Below are 23,850 nucleotides of genomic sequence, written 5' to 3'. Positions count from 1 at the left end.
CGAGCGCCCCTCTACGGCCAGTGGCCTGGAGGCCAGTATGTGAAAGATTCGGGCCACAACGACCGGTCATTCCGGACACGGCCCGTCCGGTCCACGTACGCTCAGCGCCGGAAACCGGAATGGGGAGACGGAATGCGCTTCATGATCCTGATCAAGGCGACCGGCGACACCGAGGGTGGCGCCATGCCGAGCACCGAGCAGCTCGAGGCGATGGGGAAGTACAACGCCGAACTGGTCGAAGCCGGCGTGATGGTCGACGGCGCGGGCCTGCACCCGAGCTCGAAGGGCGCCAAGGTCAAGTTCTCCGGTAAGCAGACCACCGTGGTCGACGGGCCGTTCGCCGAGTCGAAGGAGCTGATCGCCGGGTTCTGGATGATCGAGGTGGACTCGCTCGACGAGGCGATCGACTGGGTCCGGCGCTGCCCGAGCGAGGACGGCGAGGAGTCCGAGATCGAGATCCGCCAGGTGTTCGAGGCGGCGGACTTCGGTGACGAGTACACCCCGGAGCTGCGCGAGGCGGATGACAAGCTGCGCGAGCAGATCGCCGAGAAGCAGTAGCCCGAGGTTACTGTGACGGCTGAGCCGAATTCCGACGCATACCGCGCGATCGACGCGGTATGGCGGATCGAAGCGCCGAGGCTGATCGCCGGGCTGGCGCGGATGGTGCGTGACGTCGGCCTGGCCGAGGAGCTGGCCCAGGACGCGCTGGTGGCCGCGCTGGAACAGTGGCCGGAATCGGGCGTGCCGAACAACCCCGGCGCCTGGCTGATGACCACCGCGAAACGTCGCGCGATCGACACCATCCGGCGGAACCAGCGGCTCGAACGCAAGATCGTGGAGCTCGGGCACGAGGTGGCCGGGGCGGGTGAAGGGTTCGAAGAGGACCTGGATGCGACCCTCGACGACGACATCGGTGACGACCTGCTGCGGCTGGTGTTCACGTCCTGCCACCCGGTGTTGTCCACCGAAGCGCGGGTCGCGCTCACGTTACGGGTGCTCGGCGGCCTGACCACCGACGAGATCGCCAGGGCCTTCCTGGTGCCGGAGCCGACCGTCGCGCAGCGCATCGTGCGCGCCAAGCGGACGCTGGCCAAGGCCGGGGTGCCGTTCGAGGTTCCCCGCGGGGACGAGCGCGCGGCCAGGCTGTCCTCCGTGCTCGAGGTCATTTACCTGGTGTTCAACGAGGGCTATTCGGCGACCGCCGGTGACGACTGGATGCGCCCGGCGCTGTGCGAGGACGCGCTCCGGCTCGGCCGCATCGTCGCCGGGCTGATGCCGGACGACCCGGAAGTGCACGGGCTGGTCGCGCTGATGGAGATCCAGGCGTCCAGGACCAAGGCCAGGACGGGCCCGTCCGGGGAGCCGATTCTGCTGCTCGACCAGGACCGCGGCCGCTGGGACCAGCTGCTCATCCGCCGCGGCCTCGCCGCGCTCGAACGCGCCGAAGCGCTCGGCGGGGCGCACGGCCCGTATGCGCTGCAGGCGGCGTTGGCGGCCTGTCATGCCAGGGCGCGCACCGCGGAGGAGACGGACTGGGGCCGCATCGTGGGGCTTTACGACGTGCTCGCGAAGCTGAACCCTTCGCCCGTCGTCGAGCTGAACCGGGCGGTGGCGGTGGCGATGGGCTTCGGTCCCGAAGCCGGCCTGGAGCTGGTGGACGCCCTGACCGAAGGGCCGGCGGCGGCCTCGCTGAAGAACTACCACCTGCTGCCCAGCGTGCGCGGCGACCTGCTCTTCAAACTCGGCCGAATGGATGAAGCCGCCAAGGAGTTCGAACGCGCGGCCGGGCTCACCCGCAACGCCCGCGAGCGCGAGTTGCTACTCGAACGCGTCAAAGCCTGCGTTCCGGGCTGATTCCGGCACAAAAGGCGGCCTCGGTCAGTCCAGTGTGGACAGTGCTTTGCCGCCCGGTGCTGCCGGGCGAGTAGCGCCGGTAAGTGGTTCCCGTACCTCCGTTCAGCTTGGCTTGATGATCACTGTAACGACCTCGCGGTGGCGTCGCAGGGTGTTCGTCAAAATTTTGCTTGAGACAGGAAAAATCGCAGCTCACAATTGGTGCGGCCGTCCGGTTCAGGCAACTCAAGGACCTGGTGTGTCGTCCCTCGATCAGGCTGACGGCGCAGTGCGGCCCCCTGACTGGACAGGGTTACAACAGGAACCTGTTACCAAGAGCGTTCGATCGATCGCTTACTGATGCATTCAGGTGGCGACTATTGGTGCGTACGGGTGATCTGCCCGTAACGCTTGCGTACTAGCCAGGAAGGTTCTAAGTTGACCCCACTGGGTGGTCGACATGTCACATTGCTTCTCGGTTCCAAGAAGATAAACAATGCGCTGGGGTATTGTAAATGACAGTCGTTGAATATTCGGAAGTAGAATATTGGCTAAAAAAACTGCACGAACTTATCTCGCCGAATTTTACGCGGGCGGAGCCACGGCAGCGGGCCTGGAACTACATGTGCGGGCTCGTCGGCAGGGCTGACGACGGTGTGCAAGGGGGCAGCGGGCGGCGGAACATCGCGTCTTACGCGAACGAGCGGCGCGCGGACGGCGCGCAGCGGTTGCTCACCATGGCGCAGTGGGACGAGGCCGAGGTGCGGGCGAACCTGCTCGACGTGGTCAAGCGCCACTTCGGACTGGCCAGCGGCGGGCTGTACGTGACCGAGGTGACCTTCGTGAAGAAGGGCTCCGACGCGGTCGCCGTGGAGCGGCAGTTCAGCGTGGACAACCGCCGCCTGGAGAACTGCCAGCTCGCGATGCTGATGTTCTACGCGGCGCCGGGTGGTGCGCTGGTGCTCATCGACGCGGTGCCGTATCTGCCGTCGAGCTGGCTTTCGGACGCGGATCGGCGGCGGAAGGCGTCCATCCCGTCCGATCTCGGTTACCGCACCAAGTCGCAGATCGCGGCCGGCATGATCAACCGCGCGGTGGAGGCCGGCCTCGAACCGCAGTGGGCACTGTTCTCCTTGCTGTGCTCGGACAAGGTCACCCTCCGGCGCAACCTGCAGGCCAAGGGCATCCCGTATCTGATGTCGCTGACCACCGGTGAGTTCGAAGGGCTCAGCGGGATGGAGCCCGACGACCCGCGGCTGGGCGCGGACGCGCTGACCGAGCGGTACCCGCGCGGCGGCCCCAAGGGCAGGCCACGGCTGGTGGAGCAGTACGCGGCCCGGCCGCCGGTCGGTCGTGACCCGGCGCATTCGGCCTACTACTGCGCGGGAAACCGGCGGCTCGCGTCGAACGGCGAGCTGAGCCAGCTCATCTCCGAGCTGCGCCGGATGGACGCCCGATGGCGGAACATGCGCTCGGAGATCAAGCTGGACCGGTACGAGGTGCGGAGCTGGCGCGGCTGGCATCGGCACATGACGCTGGCGATGGTCGTGCAGACCGCGATCGTGCTGGCCAAGCAGGCGCCGGCCGAGCTGAAGCGCGAGGTCAGGTGACCGCGACCCTGTTGCTGCACGGCCTCGGCGGTTGCTCCTACGACTGGAGCGGCGCCGCGGCCCTGCTGCCGGGCCGGGTGGTGGTGCCCGACGCGCCGTACCACGGTGGCAGGGCGGGGGAGTGCGCGCTGGATTTCCGCGCGTTCGCCGAGGACGCGCTGCGGCAGCTGGACCAGCTGGGTGTTGAGACCGCGGTGGTGGCCGGCATCAGCATGGGTGCCGCCACCGCGCTCACCATGACCGCGCTGGCGCCGGATCGGGTGGCCGGGTTGCTGCTGGTGGCACCGGCCTGGCTGGACACGCCGTTCCCGGTCAATCTCAAGCGGCTGCGGAAGCTCGGCAGGATGATCGACGAGCGCGGGCTCGGCTACGCCTGGCAGGTGATGTCCGCGCTGCCGCCGGCCGACCGATGGCGCCCCGAGCACCACGACGAGCTCGCGGCCCGCTTCCACGCCTTCGACGCCACGGCCGTCGCGAAAGCGCTGCGCGAACTGCCCGGCGAACTGCCCGTGCTCGACCACGACGCGTTGGCCGCCCTTCGCGGCCGCTGCGCGGTGGCCGGCTGGCTGGACGATCCGATCCATCCGGTGGAGCTCGCCGAGCGCACCGCCGCCCTGCTCGGCGCCGCCCCACCGCGGATCTTTCGCCGCCCGGCCGACCGCGACGAGGAACAACGCCTGCTGGCCGACCAGGTGCGGGCCGTCACGACGCTGGCCCGCCGATCGGCCCACCCGTCACCCGGCCACCGCCCCCCATCGAGGCGCTTCGCGCCGCCGTATCCTGCCGACACCCACTGAACGTCTTTCAGCCGAGCGGACGGCTGATCGCGTGCAGCGTCGGGCCGGTGTCGTTGGCGGGTCGGATTCCGAAACTACAGGCCAGAGTGCAACACGTTCCTCATGCGGGATAGTTATAACGGTGCCCTCAATGATCTCGGACTGGCCGCCGATCCATGGACCGGAAATCGCTATGCCTTCACCGGTGGAAACCCTATAACTCGCGTCGAAATCGACGGACACAAACCGTGTGGCAGCGCCGACGACTGTCAGCAATATGATCAGTATCTGAAGGATACTGGCAGCGTCTACAGTCCTACCAAAGGCGAGATGAAGAAGTCGTCGGCCATGTTGGCCAATGAGGCCGAGTATGAAGGTCGGCAGCAGTGGGTAGGTGACCACTCGCCAAAGACCAACGACACGGGCGACTTGCTGAAGTACTGGCATCTTCGCGGCCAAGAAGCTGCGACGGGCGAAGAATTCTGGAACCTGAAGGCAGGTGAACAGCAAGGAGCGTCAGACGTTTGCTTCGGATTGACTGGCTGTCGTGAGGCGTACGTGCATCTGCTTGAAAATCCCGGCGACGTCGGGGGAGTAAAGCAGATAGCGGCGACGTACTGTGTGGACAATTTCGATGAGTGCGCTAACACCGAGAACGTCAGCAGCGCGCTCACTGGTGCTTACAACGGGCTTGCTACCGCAGCTGCAGCTGGTGGCATACTCGCCCGGCTGGGCAAGATTGTCGGCGGCTCGGGTCGGGCGGTCGCACCCGCTGCGGAAGGTGCGGGCGAAGGTCTGGTCAGGGTCGGAAGATGGATGTCACCTGCGGAGTTGGTTGGCGGTAGATTCCCTCTGTGGCGAGTGCTGCCGGGCAACGGTACGCGAAGTTGGGAAGGCCGCCAGGCGAATCTGTCCCCGTCAGCGGCCTCCGGGTACGCTCTGAGAAATGAACGACATGATCGATACAATGCGGTCTTGGGTTCTAGAGCATGAGGCGGGGGGCGCCGGGCATCTAGGGGTGTCCTTTCGTGCATCTCCTCAAGAAAATGCAAAGCAGGCGGGCTGGGTTGAATTTGATAGTCCTGATGCCATGGGTCAGTTGATACTGTGGGAAACGGGCGAATGTGAGATCGATGTGGGCTCACTTGATGGCGAACGAAGTATCATTCGTTCGGCGACTGTCAAAACTCGCCAGGAGTTAGTTGTACTATTGAACGAAGTGGCGGATTTCTTTGGCTAAGAGTTGTCCCGCAATCGCCGTGGCAGGAGCGGTCCGCGCGTGCTCGGCCCCTCGCACAGTGCGAACCCGGTGTTGAGAGAGCGTTCGGTGATGTGCATCAGCTCGGGCATGAGCGACACGCTAAGTGATGTCGCCGAGGCGGGCCGCACGGGCCCGGAGGTAGCGCTGTTCGGGGAGACTCAGGGTCTTGGCGGCGGCTGACTCGTAGGCGGCTCGGGCGGCCTCGGGGTCGCTGGCGCGTTCCAGGAGGTGGGCGCGGACCGAGTCCAGGCGGTGGCCTGTGGTCAACTCCGGTACGAGCGCGTCCAGTTCGGCCAGACCAGCCTTCGGTCCGTGGACCATGGCGATGGCTACGGCGCGGTTGAGGCGTTCGACAGGGCTGGGGACAAGGTGGACGAGGACGTCGTAGAGGCCGAGGATCTCGGGCCAGTCGGTGCTGTCGGGCGAGTCCGCCTCGTCGTGGACGGCGGCGATCGCGGCCCTCAACTGGTATGGGCCGGGCCGGCGTTGGGACAGAGCCCAGGTCACCAGGGCCACGCCCTCCTCGATCGCCGCCTTGTCCCACAGCCCGCGGTCCTGCTCGTCGAGGAGGATCAGTTCGCCGCCCGCCCCGGCCCGCGCGGCGCGGCGGGCGTCGGTGAGGAGCATCAGGGCGAGCAGGCCGGTGACCTCACAGTCGCCGGGCAGCAGGCGGTGCACCGTACGGGCCAGCCGGATGGCCTCGCCCGCGAGTTCGGCCCGCTGGAGGGAGGCTCCGGAGGTGGCCGTGTAGCCCTCGTTGAAGATCAGGTAGAGCGTGTGGAGGACAGCGGGCAGCCGCTCCTCCCAGTGATCGGGGCGGCCGAAACGCGTGCCCTTCACCCGCTGCTTGGCCCGGCTGATCCGCTGGGCCATCGTCGCCTCCGGCACCAGATGCGCGCGGGCGATCTCGGCCGTCGTCAGACCGCCGACGGCCCGCAGCGTCAGCGCGATCTGGGCGGGCGGGGGCAGATCCGGGTGGCAGCAGAGGAAGAGCAGCGTCAGCGTGTCGTCCTCGGAGGGCGCACGATCGGGCCCGGGCGGCGGCGCGGTGAAGGCGTCGCGCGGTGTGAGCGCCGCTGCCTTCTCCTCACGCAGCCGCCGCGCCTGATCACTGCGCAGGGCGTCCGTGAGCCGCCGCGAGGCGACCCTGATCAGCCAGCCCTGCGGATTGTCCGGAACCCCCGACTCGGGCCACTGCCCCGCCGCTGCCAGTAGCGCCTCCTGTACGGCGTCCTCGGCGGCGTCGAAGTGCCCGTACCGGCGTACGAGCGCGCCGAGGACCTGCGGCGCGTGCGGGCGCAGCAGGTCCTCGACCTCGCTCGTACGTCTCAAATGTCTCCCCTGCTCACACTTCGCCGAGCGGCCGGATGACGACGGGGTACCTGTTCGCGCCCTCGGGAACGGGGCACTGGGCGACCCGCGCGGCGATCTCCGTGACCCGATCCAGGCTCTCGCACTCCAGGAGCCAGTAACCGGCGATCACTTCCTTGGTCTCGCCGTACGGCCCGTCGGTGATCACGGGCTTGCCGTCCGCGCCGGCGCTGACGAGGCGGGTCCTGGCAGGCTCGGCCAGCCCCTGGGCATCGATGAACTCGCCTGTCTCGGCGAGGTCGTTGTTGATCGCCCCCATGTGCTGGAACATCGCCTGCATATCCTTGTCGCTCCAGGCTGGGAGACCGGCGGCGGGCTTGCTCGCCTGGGCCTCGTATTCCGCCTGCGTGCCCTGCACCATCACCAGGTACTTCATGAGTCCGCTCCTTCGGCTCGGGCCGTCCTTGGTGGGCGGCTCTCACCGGGGATGTCGGAGCCGGCCCGCGCTTCTCTACACGCTCGCGGAAGTTTTCCATGCTCGCGGGAAGAGCGTCCGGAGTCCCGCTACTTGGCCCTGTCGACCGCCGGTCCGCTTTCCGTCGTGAGGACGGGCTCCGACTCGGCCTCTTCCGCCTCGTACGCGTGGCACTCAGGGTTCTTGCACGGGCCGGGACGCCACCGGGGCACGAACACGCCCCGCAAGCTGATCACCGCGCTACGACGAGACGGCGTGGACCAGGTGCGCCAAGGTCGGCCTTGGAGCCTGCCGCTGGAAGACCGTGTGCTGCTGGTCACCACCTATTGGCGTACAAACCTGACGCTTCGCCAGCTGGCCCCGCTGTTCGGCGTCTCGAACCACCAGGTCGTCATCGACGCCGACACCCGGCTCGTCGTGTTGGTCGGCCAGCCTATGCCCGGCAACCGCAACGACTGCAAGGCGCGGGAGGAGTCCGGAGCCAAGACAGCCGTCGGCAACACCACGCTATGCGCGGTATCGCCCGTCTACACAACCTCGCCCTCACCGGATGAGCGGGCAAGCCACGCAGTGCGCGACTGCGTCCCAAGCGACCCGAAGATCACTTACGGGACAACTCTTAGCGCGACTGTGACACTTCGTAGCTCGCCGGAACGACCGCTAGGGACGTGCCCGCAAGGTCCGCGGTGCGATATCAGTCGTCTTCTTCGCGGGCGCGGTCCAGCAGGAGGAGCAGGTCTTCGTGGAGTTCGATCCAGACATCGTGGTACGAGCCGGAAAGCGGCTGTACCAGTGCGGCGGTTTCGCCGTCGCGGAAGCGGGTGAAGGCGGCGTCGAAGCGGGGGCGGTAGCGGTCGAAGCGTGGGATCGACTCGGTGAGCGCGGTCAGCAGTTCGCTGTTGCGGTCGTGGATGGCGGCGAAATCGGCCTGCACGTCGGCGGCGGCCGCGGCGTCACCGCCGGCGAGCTGCCAGCGGGTGCACAGCTCCTTGAACTCCTTGTTCAGCTTGAGGAACTCGCCGTCGTAGTGGCTGGCCGCGCCGGAGGTGTCCAATGTGGAGCGTTCCTCGGCGAGTAGGGTGGCGACCTCGTCGCGTCCCTGCTGGGTCAGCATCCAGCCGCCGCGGCGGCCGGTGCGGTGGTTCGCCATGCCCTTTTCCGCGCTCTGCTCGAGGATCTCCTGCGCGTCCGCTTCCGCCACGCCGGCGGCCTCGGCGATGTCCGCGGTGCCGGCCCGGCCTTTGAGCCGCAGGCTGCGCAGTACTTCGGTCCTGGTCATGACTCACTCCTGATCGTGGATGAACGGTCGCCGGCGGACTTCCACGCCAGCAACCGGGCCAACTCGGGTAAGGGCGCCGACGGGTCGTCAGCTGTTTCGGCCTGCACGCCCTCGTAGATCACGCCGTGCGTGCCGTCGACGGTGACCATCCGGCCGGACACTGCGGCGACCGCCCCGTCGCCGCAGCCGACCACGCACGGCAGGCCGATCTGCCTGGCCACCACCGCGGCGTGCGACGTGCCGCCGCCGCGTTCGGTGATCACGCCGGCCGCGGCGAGGAAGCCGTGGATGTCGTGCGGGCTGGTGCTCGGGCGCGCGAGGATCACCTGCTGTCCTTCGTCGGCCAGCTGGTCGGCCTCGTCCGCGTCGGTCACCACCAGCCCGGAGCACCGGCCGGGCACCACCCCGGTGCCCCGCGCGAGCACCCGCCCGCCTGCCTCGGCCGAGCCGCCGGTCTCGGTCACCTTGCGCAGCGTCTCGTCGTCGACCCGCTCCACCGCATCGGCGACCTCCAGCAGGCCCTCGTCCACCAGGTCGACCGCCCACCGCACGGCGGCGACCGGGGTGCGGGTGGACCGGCGCGACTGCAGCAGGTACAGCACACCGGACTCGACGGTGAACTCGATCTCCACCGGATGCCGTTCCAGGTTCTCCAGGCGCCGCCCGGCGGCCAGCAGCTCCCGGTGCGCGTCCGGCTGCTCCTCCCGCAACGCGCCGAGCCGCAGCGGGCTGTGCTCGCCGGACACCAGGCTTTCGCCCTGCGCCCGCGGCAGCCACTCGCCGTAGGGCTCGTTCGCCCCGGTCATCGGGTCGCGGGTGATGTAGACGCCGGTGCCGGAGCGGTCGTCCCGGTTGCCGAACACCATGGCCTGCACGGTCACCGCGGTGCCCAGATCGTCCGGGATGCCGTTGGCCCGCCGGTACGCCCCGGCGCGGCGGTTGTGCCAGGAGTCGAAGATCCGCGCGATCGCCCAGCGCAGCTGCGCCAGTGCCTCTTCGCGGGCGCCGGCTTCGTCTTCGGCGGTGAGCACGGTGAACGGCGCCTCGGCGAAGGACTCGCGGATCCCGGCGGCCAGGTCGTGCGGCCGGTCGTGCCCGAGCCGGTCCAGCGCGGGCCTGGTCAGTCCGACGTTGAGCAGGGTGTCCATCATGCCGGGCATGCTCACCGGCGCTCCGGAGCGGACCGAGACCAGCAGCGGCGGGACGCCGCCGAATCGCTGCCCGGTCTGCTCTTCCAGTGCGCCGAGCGCGTCGGACACCTCGGCCCATAGCGCTTCGGAAAGCCCCTCGGCCTGGTAACGGCGGCAGGCGGCGGTGGTGAGGGTGAACGCGGGCGGCACCGGGATACCGAGCCCGGCCATCCGGACCAGGCTGGCGCCCTTGCCGCCGAGCAGCTCCCGGTCGGCCTCCGGCGCGCGGTCCAGCCGCACCACCATGGGTTCTGCTGTGGACACTCGGCCGCTCCGTGCATCCCTTGGGTCCGCTGTGCTCATCGGTTCTGACCGGCCAGCCGGAGCCAGGTGTTCTTCAGCACCGGGCGGCCGCCGCAGCTCGCCGACAGCGCGTAGGTGCCGGCCGCGCCGGTGGTGTGCGCGGAGTAGGTCACCTCGCTGCCGGGCAGCACCGGCCGGCTGAACCTGGCCCGCAGGTACCGGACCCGGTCATCGGGATCCCGCAGCAGCCGTTCGCTCAACGCGGCGAACCCGGTGGCCAGGGTGCACATGCCGTGCACGATCCGGCACGGGTGCCCGGCGGTCCTGGCCAGCTCGTCGTCCAGGTGCAGCGGGTTGTGGTCGTCGGCGGCGTCCGCGTACCGGTGCGGCGCGTGCTCGTCGAGCAGCCGCGACTCGGTGCACACCTGCTCGCCGCGGTCCAGCGCCCTGGCCCGGCGCCCGTCCGGCGGGCAGTCGCTGCTGCCCTGGATGGCCAGGGTGCATTCCATCGACACCAGCACCCGCCCGGTCTCGTCCGCGATCACGTTGCGGATCAGCGCGGCGTCACCGAAACCGAAGCCGATCATGCCCTTCACCCAGCCGTGTGCGTGCACCTGCGCGCCGATGCGGAGGTCGCCGGCGAAGAGCATGCGCTGCTCGGCGTGCAGCACGAGCTGGTCCGCGGTGCCCAGCACCGGATCCTGGTACACCGCGCGCCACAGCCCGGCGATCAGCCGGACCGCGTACATCGGCGGCGCGAAACCCCGGTCGACCGAACGTGCGGGGTCGTCGCCGGTGGCCTCGGCATAGGCGATGGCGCCTTTTTCGGTCACTTCCTGTACGGGCAGTGAGTATTGCCTGCCGACCAGCGACGCGCGTTCAGGCGGTGTCCCATGTGAATGAGCGTTATGCACGGCGACCGGCTCGGCCTCGGTCCGCAGGTCATTTTCATCCAGCCGCCGCGAGCCACCCTCCGGGCGGCCCCCGTCGACTGGATCGTGCATAACGCTCAAGATAGCTCCCCCGTGATCGTGAATCGTCGAACGGCGCCGACGATACCCTGGCCGTTGCCTATTCAGTGCGGGGCAAGTGCGGGTCTGGCGGTAAAGAGGCAACAAGGTCCGGCTATTGGAATGTTGTCAAGGAACCGGTGCTTGGTTTGTCAGGTTTGCGTGGTTGCAACCCGCGATTACCCTTGCCAGCTCGGTATCTGCGGTTGTGGGGTGGGTGCGGGGCGTTCTGGTTGTGGTCTTCGCGGTGCCGGTGGTTGGGTTGCGGCCGGTAGGGGATTCCACCGAAGCTGGTTGGGGTGACACTGTGGCGTTGGAACGCGGGCAGATTTTCGAGCGGCTCCGGGTGCAGATGGCGAAGCATTTGGAAATCGACGCCGATACCATTGAGTTGGATTCGCTGTTGGTCGATGACCTGGATGCGGACTCGCTTGATCTGCTGGAGTTGATTTTGTCGCTCAAGGGTGAGTTCGGTATTTCGGTGAATGATGGTGAGGTCAAGCAGCTGCTGACCGAGTTGGCCAGGTTCCTGCCGGAGAAGATGGGTTCGGATGGTGGTCTGTCCGACTCGCAGCTCGCCGAGGTGAGCCGTCGGCTCTCCGTGGGCAACGTCGTGGACTTCATCGCCGAACGGGTGGGCGCCGGTGTCTGACCGGGTCTGGGTCACCGGCCTCGGGATGGTCAGCCCCGGCGGCTGGACCGCCGAGGACACCTGGCGGTGCGTGGTGGAGGGCCGTTCCGGGGTGAGCAAGCTCGAACGGTTCCCGACCTACCCGTCCTCCAGTCGGGTGGCCGGCATGGTGCCCGGCCGCGAAGGCCCGCTGCCCGCCGACCGCTCGCTCTCGCTGGAGTACGGCCTGCACGCCGCCGCCGAGGCGCTGCGCAGCGCTGGGCTTCCGGTGCATGACGCAGACGGCACAGGCGCTGCGGAAGACGGAGTGGACGTCGCGCTGGTGGCCAACCACGGCGAGAACCGCCTGCCGCGCGACGGCGACACCGGCAAGCTGATCGGTATCCGGGACATCGCCGGAAAGGTGGCCGCGACCGCCGGCACCGGCCGCTACAGCGCCCCCTACGGCGCCTGCGCCGGCAGCGCACAGGCCATCGGGGTCGGCCTGCGGCTGATCCAGACCGGCAACGCGGACGTGGTGCTCGCCGGTGGCTGTGACGCGCTGATCGTGCCTTTCGAATACATGTCCTTCTCCAGCCTGTACGTGATGAGCACCCGCGAGTGCCCGCCGGAAGAGGCCTCCTGCCCGTTCGACGCCCGCCGGGACGGTTTCGTGCTCGCCGAGGGCGCCGCGTTCCTGGTGCTGGAGTCCGCCCGGCACGCCGAGGCGCGTGGGGCGGAGCCGCTGGCGCTGGCCGAGGGTTTCGGGCTGCGGCAGAACGCGTACCACATGTTCGCCCCGCCGCCGGACGGTCTTGGCCTGGAGCAGGCCATGCGCGGCGCGATCGACGACGCCAAGCTGGACGCCGGGGACATCGGCTGGGTCAACGCGCACGGCACCAGCACCAAGGACAACGACTCCTCGGAGACACTGGCGATCCGCAAGGTGTTCGGCGCCGGGGCCGACCGGTTGCCGGTCAGCTCCACCAAGAGTCAGCTCGGGCACACGATGGGTGCCTGCGGGGCGATCGAAGCCGCGCTTTCGGTGCAGGCGCTGCGGAGCTCGGTGGTGCCGCCGACCTCGAACCTGGAGCAGCCGGACCCGTTGTGCGACCTCGACTACGTCACCACCGGCGCACGGGAGAAGGAACTGGACCACGTGCTGAGCAACAGCTTCGGTTTCGGTGGGCACAGCGCTTCGCTCGTGTTTGGGCGGGTCGCATGAGTATCATTTTGGCCGCCGGGTACTCGACCGGCGAGGACGCGGGCCAGGATCTGCGGGTGGTGGCCAAGGGTTTCGCGACCCGGAAGGTGCTGCGGTTCCTGGACGGGGCGTCGCTGGCACCGTTCGTGGCTGCCGCGACCGCGTACCGCCGCAATCCGTGCTGCGACCCGGCGGAGGTCGCGTTGTACACGGTCAGCGGCTGGGACGGCGCGCAGCCGGACCCGCCGTTCACCCCGGACGGGTCGGCCGAGGACGACACCCGGCTCGGCAGGCACATCCTGGAGGACGCCAACCCGACCGGCTGGCTGCGCATGCTGGCCAACAACGCGCTCTGCCAGGTGTCCATTGTGGAGGGATTCCGGGGGCCGAACGCGCATCTGGCGGGGGACGCGGAGGCGCTGTGGCAGGCGCTGGTCACCGCCGGCGCGGATCTCGCCGGCGGGATGGCGAAGCTCGCGCTCGTGGTCGCCTACGACCCGGCCGAAGCCGAGCTCGGCAACCCGTCGGAACGGACCGGCAGCAAAGCCGCCGCACTGGCGCTGACCACCGGCACCGGGCCGGACGTGCTGCCCGCGATCATCGCCGCCGCCGAGGCCGCGGCGCGTGCCGGGAAGGGCGCGCTGGCCGCGATGGAGGACTGCCTCGCCGAATTTGGTGACGTTCCGGTGGCCGCAGGGGACGCGCGATGAGGGCCAGGCAGGCGGAGCCGCCGCTGGTGCTGCCGCGCACCGAGGTGATGGCCGGGATCGCCGGGTACTGCGAGTGGTTCGCGGAGCTGCTGCGGTCGCTGGACGAGGACGAATGGACCAGGCCGAGCCGCTGCGAAGGCTGGCAGGTGCGGGACGTGGCCGGACATGTCGCCGGGCTGTTCAGCGAGGTCGCGGTCGGCCGGATGGAGGGCCAGGGCCTGCCCGAGGTGACCGCGCGGCAGGCGGCCGAACGTCGCGACCACACACCGGCGAAGGTGGCGAAGGAACTCGCGCGGGCCGGACGGCTGTGCGGGACGGTGCTGGACGGGTTCACCGACGAGGCATGGGTTGCCAGGGCACCCGGCGGTTTCCCCGGTCCGCTCCGCCGCGCGGTGCTGGTGCTCTGGTACGAGCTGTACGTGCACGGTGACGACGTGCTCAGCGCGGTCGGCCGGGAGCCGGACCGGGGCACCGGGCTGCGGGCGAGCGTGGTGCACCTGGCCGAGACGCTCGGCCTGTGGGGCTGGGGACCGGCCACCCTGGTGCTGGACGGGGTGGAAAAACTCGATATCCGCGGCGGTGGTGAAGCCGTCGCCGGTGACGCCCGGGATTTCGTGCTCGCGGCCACCGGCAGGGCGGATCCAGCGGTACTGGGACTGGACGACAGGGTGAATATCTACCGGTCCGCGTCCGCCTGATCCGGCCGGCTCGGGAAAAATCGACCGGGTACGCCTCCGATGCTAGGGTCGGCGGTACTTCGACGGTTATCGGTCAGGCATAGATCAGGCGCGGAAAGGTGACGCATAATGGCGTACGGTGAGGCCACGATAATCATTGACCGGCCGCCCGGGGACATCATCGACTTCGTCATGGATCTGCGCGAGTACCGCAAGGTCGACGAAAAGCTCGGCAAGATCCATTCGATCGAGGACGCCGAAGACGGCAACGGTGTCCTGCTGCGTTTTTCGCCGAAGGTGCTGGGCATGCCGGGGCCGAAGACCACCCAGCGGGTGGTGGCGAAGGGCAACCGCATCGACATCTCCGGGGTACCGGCCTGGACCGACGCGTTGATGACCTTCACCGCCTTCTTCACCTGCGAGGAGACTGATGAGGGCACGAAGGTCACCCGTGCGCTGAACTTCGATTTCAAGAAGCCGGTGGCCTGGCTGTTCAACCCGATGTTCAACCGCTGGCTGGCCAAGGCGGTGCCGGAGGAACTGGCCAACGCCAAGGAGTACCTCGAAGCCGGCAAGCACCTCAAGTAGCCAGCGGGGGACCGGGGTGGAGGTGGCGGAGGGGGTGTGGCTGTGGACCGCGGAGGCGGGGGAGCGGCCCGCCCCGCTGGACCTGCTCGACGACCGCGAGCGGACGCGCGCGATGCGTTACCACGGCGGAAAACGAGAATCCTTCGTGTTGGTGCACGGGCTGCGCAGGCTGCTGTTGGCCGAACGCACCGGTGTGGAGCCGGAAAGGTTCGCGTTCACCGCGGACGACACCGGCTACCCGAACCCCGTCGAGCACGGTGAAGACCGCTGGTTCCACAGTCTCAGCCACTCCGGGCCGTTCGTCGCGGTCGCGGTCGCGGCGAACCGGCGGCTGGGGGTGGACATCGAGCGCCCGCGCGAAATCCGCCACCGCGCCGAGCTCGCCGCGATGCTGCGGGCGGACGGTGGCGACGCGGACATCCTGACGGCCTGGGTGCGCTGGGAGGCGCTGGCCAAGGCCACCGGCCAGGGCCTGGCGCGCCGGCTGCATCCGGTGCCGGACCGGCTGACCGCCGCCGGACGCGACTGGCGAGTACGTTCTCTGCCGCATCAGCGGGCATATCTTGCCCTTGTTGTGAGTGAGGGTCGTGCACTATCCAGCTGACGGGGGCCGCCCGGAGGGTGGCTCGCGGCGGCTGGATGCCGGTGACGTGCGGACGACGGGTGCGCGGAGGACCGTGCACGACACTCACTTTTATGAAACACCGCGTTTCTGGTTAATTTCTTGCGAATCGTCGGCGTGGAAATATTTTCGGGTTGGCGAACGGGTGGGAGTAAACTGCCAGTAAAACGTTCCTTTCGTTCACCTTGTGCGACCCGGCACGCACGGAGGGCTCCGGGTTAATCGCTATGTGCGGTTGTGGGAGTGGCCGGTCGGGAGTTGTTGTCCGTCGCGTCCGGACGGTGGTTGAGTTGGTCGAGTAAATGTGGTTCTCCAGACGGATGGGGTGGCGTTGTGGCGTTGGAACGCGGGCAGATTTTCGAGCGGCTCCGGGTGCAGATGGCGAAGCATTTGGAAATCGACGCCGATACCATCGAGTTGGATTCGCTGTTGGTCGATGACCTGGATGCGGACTCGCTTGATCTGCTGGAGTTGATTTTGTCGCTCAAGGGTGAGTTCGGTATTTCGGTGAATGATGGTGAGGTCAAGCAGCTGCTGACCGAGCTGGCCAGGTTCCTGCCGGAGAAGATGGGTTCGGATGGCGGTCTGTCCGACTCGCAGCTCGCCGAGGTGAGCCGTCGTCTCTCCGTGGGCAACGTCGTGGACTTCATCGCCGAACGGGTGGGCGCGGGTGTCTGAGCGCCCGGGCGTCTGGATCACCGGGGTCGGTGTGGTCAGTCCCGGTGGCTGGACCGCCGAGGACACCTGGCAGCGCGTGGTGGACGGAAAACCGTGCGGCCGCCCGGTCGAGCGGTTCCCGCTGTACGAGGCCCCGGCGAAGTTCGGCGCCCCGGTACCCGGCTACGAGCACGAGGCGCCGGTGGACGAGTCGCTGGCGATCAGGTTCGGCCAGTCCGCGCTCGCCGAGGCGCTGGCGGACGCCGGGCTGACCCCGCACACCGACCGGATCGACGCGGCGCTGGTCTCCACGCACGGCGAGCGCACCCTGCCGCGGCCCGGTCACGGGTCGCTGCTCGCGCACGTGCAGGACGTGGTGGACGCGGTGCGGGACGCCTCCGGCGCGACCCGTGCCTCCTCGGTCTACGGCGCCTGCGCCAGTGGCGCGCTGGTGGTCGGTTCGGCGGTGAAGCTGATCGAGTCGGGGCAGGCCGACGTGGTGGTGGCCGGCGGCGCCGACTCGATGCTCCGTGAGGTCGACTTCTTCTCCTTCTGCTCGCTCTACGCGATGACCGTGCGGGACTGCGCCCCGACCGAGGCCTGCGCCCCGTTCGACGCGCGCCGCGACGGCTTCCTGATGGCCGAAGGCGCCGGTTTCGTGGTGCTGGAGTCCGAGCGGCACGCCCGCGCCCGCGGGGCCGACCCGCTGGCACGGATCGAGGGTTTCGGTTCCGCGCAGAACGCCTACCACTCGGTGGCGTCCCCGCCGGACGCGCTCGGGCCGTCCTACGCGATGAGCCGGGCGCTGGCCGACGCGAAGCTGGACCCTTCGCAGATCGACTACATCAACGCGCACGGCACCGCCACCAGGGACAACGACTGGTGCGAGACGCTGGCCATCCGCAAGGCACTCGGCCAGGCCGCCGAGGAGGTGCCGATCAGCTCGTCCAAGGGCGTGCTCGGGCACACCATGGCACCGGCGGGCACGATCGAGACCATCCTCTGCGTGAAGGCGCTGCGCGACGGCATCGCCCCGCCCACCGCCAACCTCGAAGAGCCGGACCCGGCCTGCGACCTGGACTACATCCCGAAGGCCGCGCGCGAGCTCGAGCTGAACCACATCATCACCAACAGCTTCGGTTTCGGCGGGCACAACGCCTCGCTGATCCTCGGGAAGGCCTAGCCGATGACTGACCAGATCCGGGTGGCCGGCGCCTTCCGTCCCGGCGAACTGCCGGACGATCTTCGCCGCTACGCCAAGGAGAACGCGCACCGCAAGATCAACCGGCTGCTGGAGCGGGTGTCGCTGGCTCCCTTCGTGGCCGGGCTGAGCCTGTACCGGAGGGAGCCGGTCGGCGAGCCGGACCGGGTGGCGCTGCTGACCGTCAGCGGCTGGGACCCGGACACCCCCGAGCCGGCCGAGCCCGCCGAGTCGAGTGAAGCCGCGCTGAGCGACTTCTACCTGCATCCCAAGGGCGTCGGCGACTATCTGCAGCGGATGCCGAACAACCCGATCTGCCAGCTCTCCATCGCCGGCGGCTTCCGCGGCCCCAATGTGCACTACACCGGCGGCGTGGACAGCCTCGCGCTGATGACCACGGTGGCGGCCAGTCACATCACCGACGGCAGCTCGGACTGCGCGCTGCTGGTCGCCTTCGATGTGGCGGAACAGGACGTGCACGCGCTGCCGGACACGGTGGACTCCACCGCGGCCGCGGTGCTGCTCGCTCCGGCTGGTGCCGGCGCGGGTGATCTCGGCAGCGTGCCGGAGCTGCTGGCGGCGCTGGCCGAGGTGCCGCGCCCGTCCGGCGCGGTCGCCGCGCTGGAGCACTGGCTTTCCGCCGACCGGAGCACCGCGGGGGCTCGATGAGCACCCACACCGAGCACAAGGTCGCATTGGTCACCGGTGCTTCCGGTGCGTTCGGTGCCGCGGTGGCCAGGGTGCTGGACCGGCGCGGTTACCGGCTGGCGCTGCACTACACCAGCGGCCTGGACCGGGCCCGCAAGGTGGCCGCCGAGCTCAGCCTGCCGAGCACGGTGGTGCAGGCCGACGTGGCCGACTGGGATTCCACCAAGGCGATGGCCGAGCAGGTTCAGGAAGAGCTCGGCGTGGTTTCGGTGCTGGTCAACTCCGGCGCGGTGCGGATGGACGGGCTGATGGCGACCCAGTCGGTGGATGACTGGGCGCGCACCATCAACGTGAACCTGATCGGCACCTTCCACGCCTGCCGCGCGGTGCTGCCGAGCATGCTGCGGCAGCGCTGGGGTCGGATCATCAACGTGGTCTCGCCGGCAGGGCTGATCGGCAGCAAGGGCCAAACCGCCTACTCGGCGTCCAAGGCCGGGGTGATGGGGCTGACCCGTTCGCTGGCGCTGGAGTGCGGCAAGCGGAAGGTGACGGTGAACGCCCTTTCGCCCGGCCTGATGGCCACCGAGCTGACCGAAGAGGTGCCGGACGAGATCCGCACCGGGCTGGTGGAGCGCACCGCGTTCCGCCGCCTCGGCACCCCGGACGAGGTGGCCAAGGGTGTGGAACTGCTGCTGGACGCGGAGTACATGACCGGCCAGGTGCTTTCCATCGACGGCGGGATCTCCATCTCATGAGCGAAGAGTCCACAGTAGACACTTCAGACACGGCAGCCGGTCTGGCGATCGCGTTCCCCGGACAGGGGAACAAACCGGACGCCACCGTGGAGGCGCTGACCAGGTATCGCGAGCACCCGCTGGTGGCTGCGTTCCTGCGGCGGTCCGGGCTGGCCGATCCGGCCGACCTCGACCTGCGGGACACCAGGATGGCGCAGCCGGCCACCTACGTCTGCGGGCTGGCTTCGGTGAGCGAGCGGTTCGGTGCGGATGCCGCGCCGGCGGCGGTGCTCGGGCACAGCCTCGGCGAGCTGACCGCGCTGGCGCAGGCCGGGGTGCTGGACCCGTGGGACGGGCTGGCGCTGGCCGAGCGGCGTGGCCAGATCTGCCACGCCCAGCAGGACGCGCGGCCGGGTTCGATGATCGCGGTGATGGGCACCGGGCTGGACGGCATCGAGTGGATCCGCCGCCAGGCCATAGCCCGTTCCGGCGGGGTGCTGGAGCTGGCCGGGCTCAACGGCCGGCGGCAGACCGTGCTCTCCGGGGACACCGGCACCGCGCGCGAAGCGGTGGCCATCGCCGGGGAGCTCGAGGTGCTGGCCGAGGAGCTGCCGATCGGCGGCAGCTTCCACTCGCCGCTGATGGCCGACGCGATCGGGCCGTGGCGCGAAGCGGTGACCGCGGTGCCGTTCAAGCCGGCCGCGACCACCGTGGTGTCCACCATCGACGCCGCTCCGCACACCGATCCCGAAGAGCTGCGCGAGCTGCTGATCCGCGCGCTGCTGCTGCCGGTCCGCTGGCTGGACGCCACCAAGGGCGTCCGCGATCTTGGGATCGAGCGGGTCTGGGACGCCGGGCCCGGCGAGACCCTGCACAAACTCGGCAGGCGGGAGCACATCGTGAAGTTCGTGCGGCTGCCCGCGCTGCCCCAGCTGGAGGTACAACGATGACGCTCCTGGTTTCCGGGGCGACCGGATTCCTGGGCACCGCGCTGCTGCGCAAGGTCGACCAGCCCGTGGTCGCTCTGCTGCGCGGTGGCGACTGGGCCAACCGGGCCAAGACCCTGCAGCGCCGCACCGGGGCGCAGGTGCGCGGGGTGCCCGGCGACGTGCGGCGGCCGAACTGGGGCCTGCCCGACGAGCTGGTGGCCGAGCTGCGCGACGAGGTGGACGCGGTGATCAACCTGGCCGGTGACGTGTCCTGGTCGGCGCCGTGGTCGCGGCTGGTGGAGATCAACGTGGAAGGCGCGACCAACTCCGCGGAGCTGGCCCGCAAACTCGGCGCGACCCTGGTGCACGCCAGTTCGCTCTACGCCGGTTACGACCACGGCGAGGAGGTGTACGAGGTGCTGCTGGAGGAACGGCCGAAGCTCACCAAGTACGAGCGGACCAAGCTGCGCGGGGAGTGGGCGGTGGCGCGGATCGCCCGCGCGCACGGGGTGCCCACGGTGATCGCGCGCATCCCGGCGCTGTCCGGGGACTTCGAAGAGGTGCCCGGGGTGCGTTCCGGCGCGACCAAGGTGCCGTTCTCCCGGATCATCCAGACCGGGGTGTGGCCGGTGCTGCCGTTCGCCTCCGGGGCGCGGCTGGACATCTGCCCGCGCGACCTGGTCGCCGCGAAGATGCTCAGCGCGCTGGCCGAGCTGCCAGATCCTCCGCCGGACGTGGTGGTGCGCAACATCGGCCAGGGCGCGGCCGCACCGCTGGTGGAGGCGTTCGCCAAGGAGGCGGCCGCGGCCACGCACGGGGACACCAGGCTGTTCCCCCGGCCGGTGCGGATGCCGGCCAAATGGCTGCGCGCGGTGTCCCAGCAGGCCGACCGGCTGGACGAGAGCCCGAAGAACTCCGCGGTGATCGGCCTGCGCTACTTCGCGTCGAAGACCGTCTTCAGCAGTTCCGGGCTGGACACCGATGTGTCCGTGCGCAGCCTGGTACGCACCCTCGGCATGCCGCACCGGCCCCAGGCCCCGGTGCTCGACTCCTACTACGCGGGGTGGCCTGCATGAACAGCGTTGACTTTGGCCGCGGCACCCAAGACGACCACAGCGCGCGCACTGGCCGACAGGCCCCGCTATCGGGGCGGCAGGGCGCTTTGCTGGGGTCTGTTCTCGAGCATCCCAAGGCACGCCCTGTCGACGCGATCGCGGATGCGCGTGGACTCGCGGGGGAGGAGCCTGCATGAGTGTTCTGGTTATTGGAGCCGGTGGCTGGGTCGGGTCGGCGGTGTGCGCTTCGGCGGCCGCGGACGGACTCCAGGTGCACGGCCTGACCCGGCGTCCGGCCCCGCATCTCGAGGCGCACGCGAAGGTGCACGTCGGTGACGCCAGGCGGAACTTCCTCGGCCTGGACGAGGACGAAGCCGAGCAGTTGGCCGACGAGGTGACCTCGGTGGTGGTCAGCGTGGGCAGTTTCGACCTGTCCGTGCCGCTGGCCAAGGCCCAGTCCGAGCACGTGGTGCCGTTGCGCGGCGCGCTTCGCTTCGCCAAGAGCTGTACGCAGTTGAAGAACGTGGTGCTGGTGTCCAGCCTGCTGGCGACCGGGGACGTGCGGCAGCGGATGCGCAGCGATTACGACCCCGATCACGGCAAGCAGCGCAACTTCTACGAGTGGGCCAAGATCCAGGGCGAGCGGGTGGCCCGCGGGTCCGGGCTGCCGGTGGACATCGTCCGCGCCGGGCACGTGCTCGCCGGTTCGGACGAGCTGGCCCGCCCGGCCAAACCGCAGGCCGTGTTCGAGCTGCTGCGGGTGCTCTTCGCCGGCTGGCCGCTGCCGGTGATGGGCTCCAACCGGTACTGGTCGCTGCCTTCGGACTTCTGCGCGCAGGTGGTGCTGGACCGGGTCAAGCACGGCACCGGTGGTTCCTCGGTGTGGGCGGTGGACCCGGCTTCGCCGACCCTGGCCGAGATCCTGGACCTGGTGAACGTGAAGTACGGGGCGCGGGCGAAGCGGATCCGGCACCACGGGCTGGCCAGGTCGCTGGCCGCGGTGGTCCGCCCGCACTGGCTGGACCTGCCGATGGAGCGCGAGGTCTTCGACTACTGCACGGCGCACTGGGACCTGGAACTGTCCTGCCTGAACGAACTCGTGGACGCCGGCCGGGTCACCGTGCCCGCCGACCGCGGATACCTGGTCCGCACCCTGGACCAGGAGATCGCCCGACTGCGGGAGCTGCCCTGATGAGCCTGCCCACGTTCTCCCTCGACACGCCGAGCACCGTCGCGGACGCGGTGCACAGCGGTTACAACTTCCGCGAGGTCTGCCCGGAACTGCTCTCCCCGCTGGCCTGGTCCATCATCGGCGCCGGGATGGAGCAGGGTTTCCGCGCCGCGGCGAGGAAGTTCGCCCGCGAGCAGCCGAGCGGGCCGCGGCCGCGGTTCGTCAGCTACTTCGGTTTCCGGCCGTACTTCAACATGACCACCACCGAGCGGCTGATCGACGAGCTGCGGGTGATCGACCCGGCCGGCATCTGGGACCTGCTGCTCGGCGGCCCCGGCCCGGAGATCGCCAGGCGGCCCAAGGCCAGCAAGACCAGGGCGGCGCTACGGCTGCCGCGCACGCTGCGGCTGGTGTTCGACAACGCCGACGCCTTCGGCACCGCGCACACCGCGCTGGCCAAGGCCGAGGCCGGGGTGCTGGCGGCGGTGGAGACCGGCAGCAGCTGGCAGGCCGGCACCGCCTGCGACGCGGCCATCGAGGCCGGTCGCGAAGCGTGGGCGCTGCACATCCGGACCACCACGGTCGCCTACGCGGCGGCCGCGCTGACCCGGCGGCTGCTGCGCATCCAGTACAACGACGCGACCGCGCTGGAGCTGCTGCGGGCCAGCGCGCACCGCAAGGACGACGGGCAGGGCGCCAGTTCGCGGGCCGGTGCGCTGACCATCGACCTGGACCGGCTGAACAACTACGAGGTGGCCGACGCCAGCGAGCTGTTCGGCCGGTTCTCGAACGCCGGGCTGTCCGCCGCCGCGTCCCTGCTGGGCAACCGGGAGAAGGCGAGCGGCGAGATCGTCGCCGACGAGGCTTCGGTGCCGCTGGGCACCGCGCTCGGCCCGGTCTACGAGCAGGCGGTGAAGATGCTCGGCCTCGCGCTCGGTGAACGCGAGCGGTCCAAGGAGATCGGGCTGCGCGCGCTGCACTGCACCCGGGTGCTGCTGGACATGGGCGCGTTCTCCGCTAAACCGGACGAGGCCGCGCTGCTCGGCGTGACCGAGCTGCGCGAGCTGGGTCCCACCGCGCGGCGGCGGCTGACCGATCAGCGCCGCGAGGAGCTGGAGGAGGCCGCCGCCACCGAGTATCCGGTGGACCTGCAGCAGCGACGGCGCGGGCTGGCCGAAGCCGTGCGGCCCGCCCCGTCCGGGCTGGCCGGCGCGGGCAACGCGCTGGCGCCCGGCTGGGCGGAAGGCACGCTGGTGCGGGAGAGCGACGGCGAAGAGGGCCGGATCGTGGTCGGTGACCGGGTGGACGGCAACTACGTGCTCGCGGTGCTGCCCGACGGGGTGGTCAGCCGGTACGGCAGCGTGCTGTCGCACGTCGCGATCGTCTGCCGCGAGCTGGGCATCCCGTTCGTCGCCGGCCTGTCCATTCCGGACGACCAAATAGGACAGTCCGCGGTGGTGGACGGCTGGAACGGCACGGTCTCCGTCGGGGACGCGATCTAGTGATCGCTGCACCGGCGCTCGGCCCGACCGGCGAGCCGGTCGTGCACGAACCTGGCGGTGAGCACGTAGGCGGCGTGCTTGCCGAAGTCGGCCAGCAGCGCGGCGCGGCGCTGACCGCGATCCGCGCGCTGGGCCGGTTTGTGCGCCAGTGCCAGCACTCGCCACGGTCCCCAGAACACGGCCAGCTGGGCGAGGTCGCCGCGCCAGCCGCTGAGCCCGCGCCGGGCCAGCAGCACCCGCAGCAGTCCACCCCAGATGCCGTAACCCCAGTGCAGCACGGCGTTCGCGCCGCGGCGGCGAGCGGGGTCGCCCTCTTCCGGGGCACCGGCGAGTGCGACGGCCACCTGGATCGGCTGCACCGAATCCTGCGTGGTGGCCCGCTTCTTCAGCTGCGTGCTCGTCCAGGTGTAGACCACGGTGGCCGCGAGCCCGGTGAGCACGCCGCGCACTACGGGTGTGGATCGCTCGCCCACGATGGAACCTCTTTCCGCCGGTCAACGCTCGTGAGTGAAAAGTGTTGCCGGAGCAACGTTTTCCACTCACGACATTACCCG

At 69.5% G+C, this 23,850-nt stretch carries 26 protein-coding genes and 1 pseudogene; 21 read left to right on the top strand and 6 right to left on the bottom strand.

What is annotated here, in order from left to right:
- The first annotated feature begins 132 nt into the window (after positions 1–132).
- The 6 genes from AMYNI_RS0106645 (at position 133) to AMYNI_RS48855 (ending at position 5,459) form a co-directional block, all read left to right on the top strand.
- Positions 133–558 (top strand): YciI family protein, encoded by a 426-nt coding sequence (locus AMYNI_RS0106645; protein ID WP_020667207.1) that lies wholly within the window; start codon positions 133–135, stop codon positions 556–558.
- Between the two features lie 12 nt (positions 559–570).
- The gene (locus AMYNI_RS0106640; RefSeq protein ID WP_020667206.1) at positions 571–1,854 is read left to right on the top strand and encodes an RNA polymerase sigma factor; all 1,284 of its coding nucleotides are present in this window, start codon (positions 571–573) and stop codon (positions 1,852–1,854) included.
- Between the two features lie 494 nt (positions 1,855–2,348).
- Positions 2,349–3,443 (top strand): IS701 family transposase, encoded by a 1,095-nt coding sequence (locus AMYNI_RS50005; RefSeq protein WP_084628308.1) that lies wholly within the window; start codon positions 2,349–2,351, stop codon positions 3,441–3,443.
- On the top strand, positions 3,440–4,240 hold the full coding sequence (locus tag AMYNI_RS47075; protein ID WP_020667204.1) for an alpha/beta fold hydrolase: 801 nt from the start codon (positions 3,440–3,442) through the stop codon (positions 4,238–4,240). Before AMYNI_RS50005 ends, AMYNI_RS47075 begins: the two co-directional genes overlap by 4 nt.
- A gap of 102 nt (positions 4,241–4,342) precedes the next feature.
- Positions 4,343–5,212 carry a hypothetical protein gene (locus tag AMYNI_RS48860; RefSeq protein ID WP_157357272.1) on the top strand — a complete coding sequence of 290 codons (870 nt, stop codon included), beginning with the start codon at positions 4,343–4,345 and terminating at the stop codon, positions 5,210–5,212.
- The gene (locus tag AMYNI_RS48855) at positions 5,166–5,459 is read left to right on the top strand and encodes an immunity protein TriTu family protein (RefSeq protein ID WP_157357271.1); all 294 of its coding nucleotides are present in this window, start codon (positions 5,166–5,168) and stop codon (positions 5,457–5,459) included. Before AMYNI_RS48860 ends, AMYNI_RS48855 begins: the two co-directional genes overlap by 47 nt.
- Positions 5,460–5,579: 120 nt before the next feature.
- On the opposite strand, the gene AMYNI_RS0106625 is transcribed toward AMYNI_RS48855, so the two are convergent.
- Positions 5,580–6,812 (bottom strand): RNA polymerase sigma factor, encoded by a 1,233-nt coding sequence (locus tag AMYNI_RS0106625; protein WP_020667203.1) that lies wholly within the window; start codon positions 6,810–6,812, stop codon positions 5,580–5,582.
- A 13-nt stretch (positions 6,813–6,825) separates the two neighbouring features.
- Positions 6,826–7,227 carry a YciI family protein gene (locus AMYNI_RS0106620; RefSeq protein WP_020667202.1) on the bottom strand — a complete coding sequence of 134 codons (402 nt, stop codon included), beginning with the start codon at positions 7,225–7,227 and terminating at the stop codon, positions 6,826–6,828.
- 264 nt (positions 7,228–7,491) lie between these two features.
- On the opposite strand from AMYNI_RS0106620, the pseudogene AMYNI_RS47960 reads away from it, so the two are divergent.
- Positions 7,492–7,782 (top strand): annotated as a pseudogene (locus AMYNI_RS47960) (helix-turn-helix domain-containing protein); the annotation flags it as partial.
- Between the two features lie 178 nt (positions 7,783–7,960).
- Here AMYNI_RS47960 and AMYNI_RS0106615 read toward each other — a convergent pair.
- The 3 genes from AMYNI_RS0106615 to AMYNI_RS47070 are packed head-to-tail and all read right to left on the bottom strand — an operon-like array spanning position 7,961 to position 10,811.
- Positions 7,961–8,545 carry a helix-turn-helix domain-containing protein gene (locus AMYNI_RS0106615; protein WP_020667201.1) on the bottom strand — a complete coding sequence of 195 codons (585 nt, stop codon included), beginning with the start codon at positions 8,543–8,545 and terminating at the stop codon, positions 7,961–7,963.
- A complete protein-coding gene (locus tag AMYNI_RS43820) occupies positions 8,542–9,999 on the bottom strand; it encodes a pyruvate, phosphate dikinase (protein WP_211225461.1) in 1,458 nt (485 codons plus the stop codon). Before AMYNI_RS43820 ends, AMYNI_RS0106615 begins: the two co-directional genes overlap by 4 nt.
- 35 nt (positions 10,000–10,034) lie before the next feature.
- Entirely contained in the window at positions 10,035–10,811 is a 777-nt protein-coding gene (locus AMYNI_RS47070) for a MaoC family dehydratase (RefSeq protein ID WP_020667199.1), read from the bottom strand.
- A 394-nt stretch (positions 10,812–11,205) separates the two neighbouring features.
- Here AMYNI_RS47070 and AMYNI_RS47065 point away from each other — a divergent pair, with 394 nt between their 5' ends.
- The 14 genes from AMYNI_RS47065 (at position 11,206) to AMYNI_RS0106535 (ending at position 23,296) form a co-directional block, all read left to right on the top strand.
- Positions 11,206–11,640 (top strand): phosphopantetheine-binding protein, encoded by a 435-nt coding sequence (locus tag AMYNI_RS47065; RefSeq protein ID WP_157357269.1) that lies wholly within the window; start codon positions 11,206–11,208, stop codon positions 11,638–11,640.
- Positions 11,633–12,823, top strand: a complete 1,191-nt coding sequence (locus AMYNI_RS0106595) for a beta-ketoacyl-[acyl-carrier-protein] synthase family protein (RefSeq protein ID WP_020667198.1) — start codon at positions 11,633–11,635, stop codon at positions 12,821–12,823. Before AMYNI_RS47065 ends, AMYNI_RS0106595 begins: the two co-directional genes overlap by 8 nt.
- A complete protein-coding gene (locus AMYNI_RS0106590; protein WP_157357268.1) occupies positions 12,820–13,512 on the top strand; it encodes a hypothetical protein in 693 nt (230 codons plus the stop codon). Before AMYNI_RS0106595 ends, AMYNI_RS0106590 begins: the two co-directional genes overlap by 4 nt.
- Positions 13,509–14,210 (top strand): maleylpyruvate isomerase family mycothiol-dependent enzyme, encoded by a 702-nt coding sequence (locus tag AMYNI_RS0106585; RefSeq protein ID WP_020667196.1) that lies wholly within the window; start codon positions 13,509–13,511, stop codon positions 14,208–14,210. The genes AMYNI_RS0106590 and AMYNI_RS0106585 overlap by 4 nt, the downstream gene beginning before the upstream one ends.
- 108 nt (positions 14,211–14,318) lie before the next feature.
- Entirely contained in the window at positions 14,319–14,777 is a 459-nt protein-coding gene (locus AMYNI_RS0106580) for an SRPBCC family protein (protein WP_020667195.1), read from the top strand.
- A gap of 16 nt (positions 14,778–14,793) precedes the next feature.
- Complete coding sequence (locus tag AMYNI_RS43805; RefSeq protein WP_020667194.1) at positions 14,794–15,381, top strand: 4'-phosphopantetheinyl transferase family protein; 588 nt, start codon at positions 14,794–14,796, stop codon at positions 15,379–15,381.
- Positions 15,382–15,732: 351 nt separating this feature from the next.
- Positions 15,733–16,077: a phosphopantetheine-binding protein gene (locus AMYNI_RS47060; protein ID WP_020667193.1), complete on the top strand. Its 345-nt coding sequence runs from the start codon at positions 15,733–15,735 to the stop codon at positions 16,075–16,077.
- Positions 16,070–17,239, top strand: coding sequence for a beta-ketoacyl-[acyl-carrier-protein] synthase family protein (locus AMYNI_RS0106565; protein WP_020667192.1), 1,170 nt, complete (start codon positions 16,070–16,072; stop codon positions 17,237–17,239). The genes AMYNI_RS47060 and AMYNI_RS0106565 overlap by 8 nt, the downstream gene beginning before the upstream one ends.
- Before the next feature lie 3 nt (positions 17,240–17,242).
- Positions 17,243–17,926 carry a hypothetical protein gene (locus tag AMYNI_RS0106560; RefSeq protein ID WP_020667191.1) on the top strand — a complete coding sequence of 228 codons (684 nt, stop codon included), beginning with the start codon at positions 17,243–17,245 and terminating at the stop codon, positions 17,924–17,926.
- Positions 17,923–18,660, top strand: a complete 738-nt coding sequence (locus tag AMYNI_RS0106555) for a 3-oxoacyl-ACP reductase family protein (protein WP_020667190.1) — start codon at positions 17,923–17,925, stop codon at positions 18,658–18,660. Before AMYNI_RS0106560 ends, AMYNI_RS0106555 begins: the two co-directional genes overlap by 4 nt.
- Positions 18,657–19,589 carry an ACP S-malonyltransferase gene (locus tag AMYNI_RS0106550; protein WP_020667189.1) on the top strand — a complete coding sequence of 311 codons (933 nt, stop codon included), beginning with the start codon at positions 18,657–18,659 and terminating at the stop codon, positions 19,587–19,589. Before AMYNI_RS0106555 ends, AMYNI_RS0106550 begins: the two co-directional genes overlap by 4 nt.
- A complete protein-coding gene (locus tag AMYNI_RS0106545; RefSeq protein ID WP_020667188.1) occupies positions 19,586–20,644 on the top strand; it encodes an SDR family oxidoreductase in 1,059 nt (352 codons plus the stop codon). The genes AMYNI_RS0106550 and AMYNI_RS0106545 overlap by 4 nt, the downstream gene beginning before the upstream one ends.
- 172 nt (positions 20,645–20,816) lie before the next feature.
- Positions 20,817–21,815, top strand: coding sequence for an SDR family oxidoreductase (locus AMYNI_RS0106540; protein WP_026360116.1), 999 nt, complete (start codon positions 20,817–20,819; stop codon positions 21,813–21,815).
- Positions 21,815–23,296 carry a PEP-utilizing enzyme gene (locus tag AMYNI_RS0106535; RefSeq protein WP_020667186.1) on the top strand — a complete coding sequence of 494 codons (1,482 nt, stop codon included), beginning with the start codon at positions 21,815–21,817 and terminating at the stop codon, positions 23,294–23,296. The genes AMYNI_RS0106540 and AMYNI_RS0106535 overlap by 1 nt, the downstream gene beginning before the upstream one ends.
- Here AMYNI_RS0106535 and AMYNI_RS0106530 read toward each other — a convergent pair.
- Entirely contained in the window at positions 23,293–23,769 is a 477-nt protein-coding gene (locus tag AMYNI_RS0106530) for a hypothetical protein (protein WP_157357267.1), read from the bottom strand. The genes AMYNI_RS0106535 and AMYNI_RS0106530 overlap by 4 nt on opposite strands.
- Between the last annotated feature and the right edge of the window lie 81 nt (positions 23,770–23,850).

The sequence above is a fragment of the Amycolatopsis nigrescens CSC17Ta-90 genome (assembly GCF_000384315.1).
GTDB lineage: Bacteria > Actinomycetota > Actinomycetes > Mycobacteriales > Pseudonocardiaceae > Amycolatopsis > Amycolatopsis nigrescens.
Note: the sequence above shows the minus strand (reverse complement) of the source record. Positions and strands in the feature narration are given on the sequence as shown.

Excerpts from the sequence above, each read along its gene's own strand:
- AMYNI_RS0106645 (WP_020667207.1), top strand. The coding sequence starts at position 133 with ATGCGCTTCATGATCCTGATCAAGGCGACCGGCGACACCGAGGGTGGC.
- AMYNI_RS50005 (WP_084628308.1), top strand. The coding sequence starts at position 2,349 with ATGACAGTCGTTGAATATTCGGAAGTAGAATATTGGCTAAAAAAACTG.
- AMYNI_RS48860 (WP_157357272.1), top strand. The coding sequence starts at position 4,343 with ATGCGGGATAGTTATAACGGTGCCCTCAATGATCTCGGACTGGCCGCC.
- AMYNI_RS48855 (WP_157357271.1), top strand. The coding sequence starts at position 5,166 with ATGAACGACATGATCGATACAATGCGGTCTTGGGTTCTAGAGCATGAG.
- AMYNI_RS0106620 (WP_020667202.1), bottom strand. The coding sequence starts at position 7,227 with ATGAAGTACCTGGTGATGGTGCAGGGCACGCAGGCGGAATACGAGGCC.
- AMYNI_RS0106615 (WP_020667201.1), bottom strand. The coding sequence starts at position 8,545 with ATGACCAGGACCGAAGTACTGCGCAGCCTGCGGCTCAAAGGCCGGGCC.
- AMYNI_RS0106590 (WP_157357268.1), top strand. The coding sequence starts at position 12,820 with ATGAGTATCATTTTGGCCGCCGGGTACTCGACCGGCGAGGACGCGGGC.
- AMYNI_RS0106585 (WP_020667196.1), top strand. The coding sequence starts at position 13,509 with ATGAGGGCCAGGCAGGCGGAGCCGCCGCTGGTGCTGCCGCGCACCGAG.
- AMYNI_RS0106580 (WP_020667195.1), top strand. The coding sequence starts at position 14,319 with ATGGCGTACGGTGAGGCCACGATAATCATTGACCGGCCGCCCGGGGAC.
- AMYNI_RS0106560 (WP_020667191.1), top strand. The coding sequence starts at position 17,243 with ATGACTGACCAGATCCGGGTGGCCGGCGCCTTCCGTCCCGGCGAACTG.
- AMYNI_RS0106555 (WP_020667190.1), top strand. The coding sequence starts at position 17,923 with ATGAGCACCCACACCGAGCACAAGGTCGCATTGGTCACCGGTGCTTCC.
- AMYNI_RS0106550 (WP_020667189.1), top strand. The coding sequence starts at position 18,657 with ATGAGCGAAGAGTCCACAGTAGACACTTCAGACACGGCAGCCGGTCTG.
- AMYNI_RS0106545 (WP_020667188.1), top strand. The coding sequence starts at position 19,586 with ATGACGCTCCTGGTTTCCGGGGCGACCGGATTCCTGGGCACCGCGCTG.
- AMYNI_RS0106540 (WP_026360116.1), top strand. The coding sequence starts at position 20,817 with ATGAGTGTTCTGGTTATTGGAGCCGGTGGCTGGGTCGGGTCGGCGGTG.
- AMYNI_RS0106535 (WP_020667186.1), top strand. The coding sequence starts at position 21,815 with ATGAGCCTGCCCACGTTCTCCCTCGACACGCCGAGCACCGTCGCGGAC.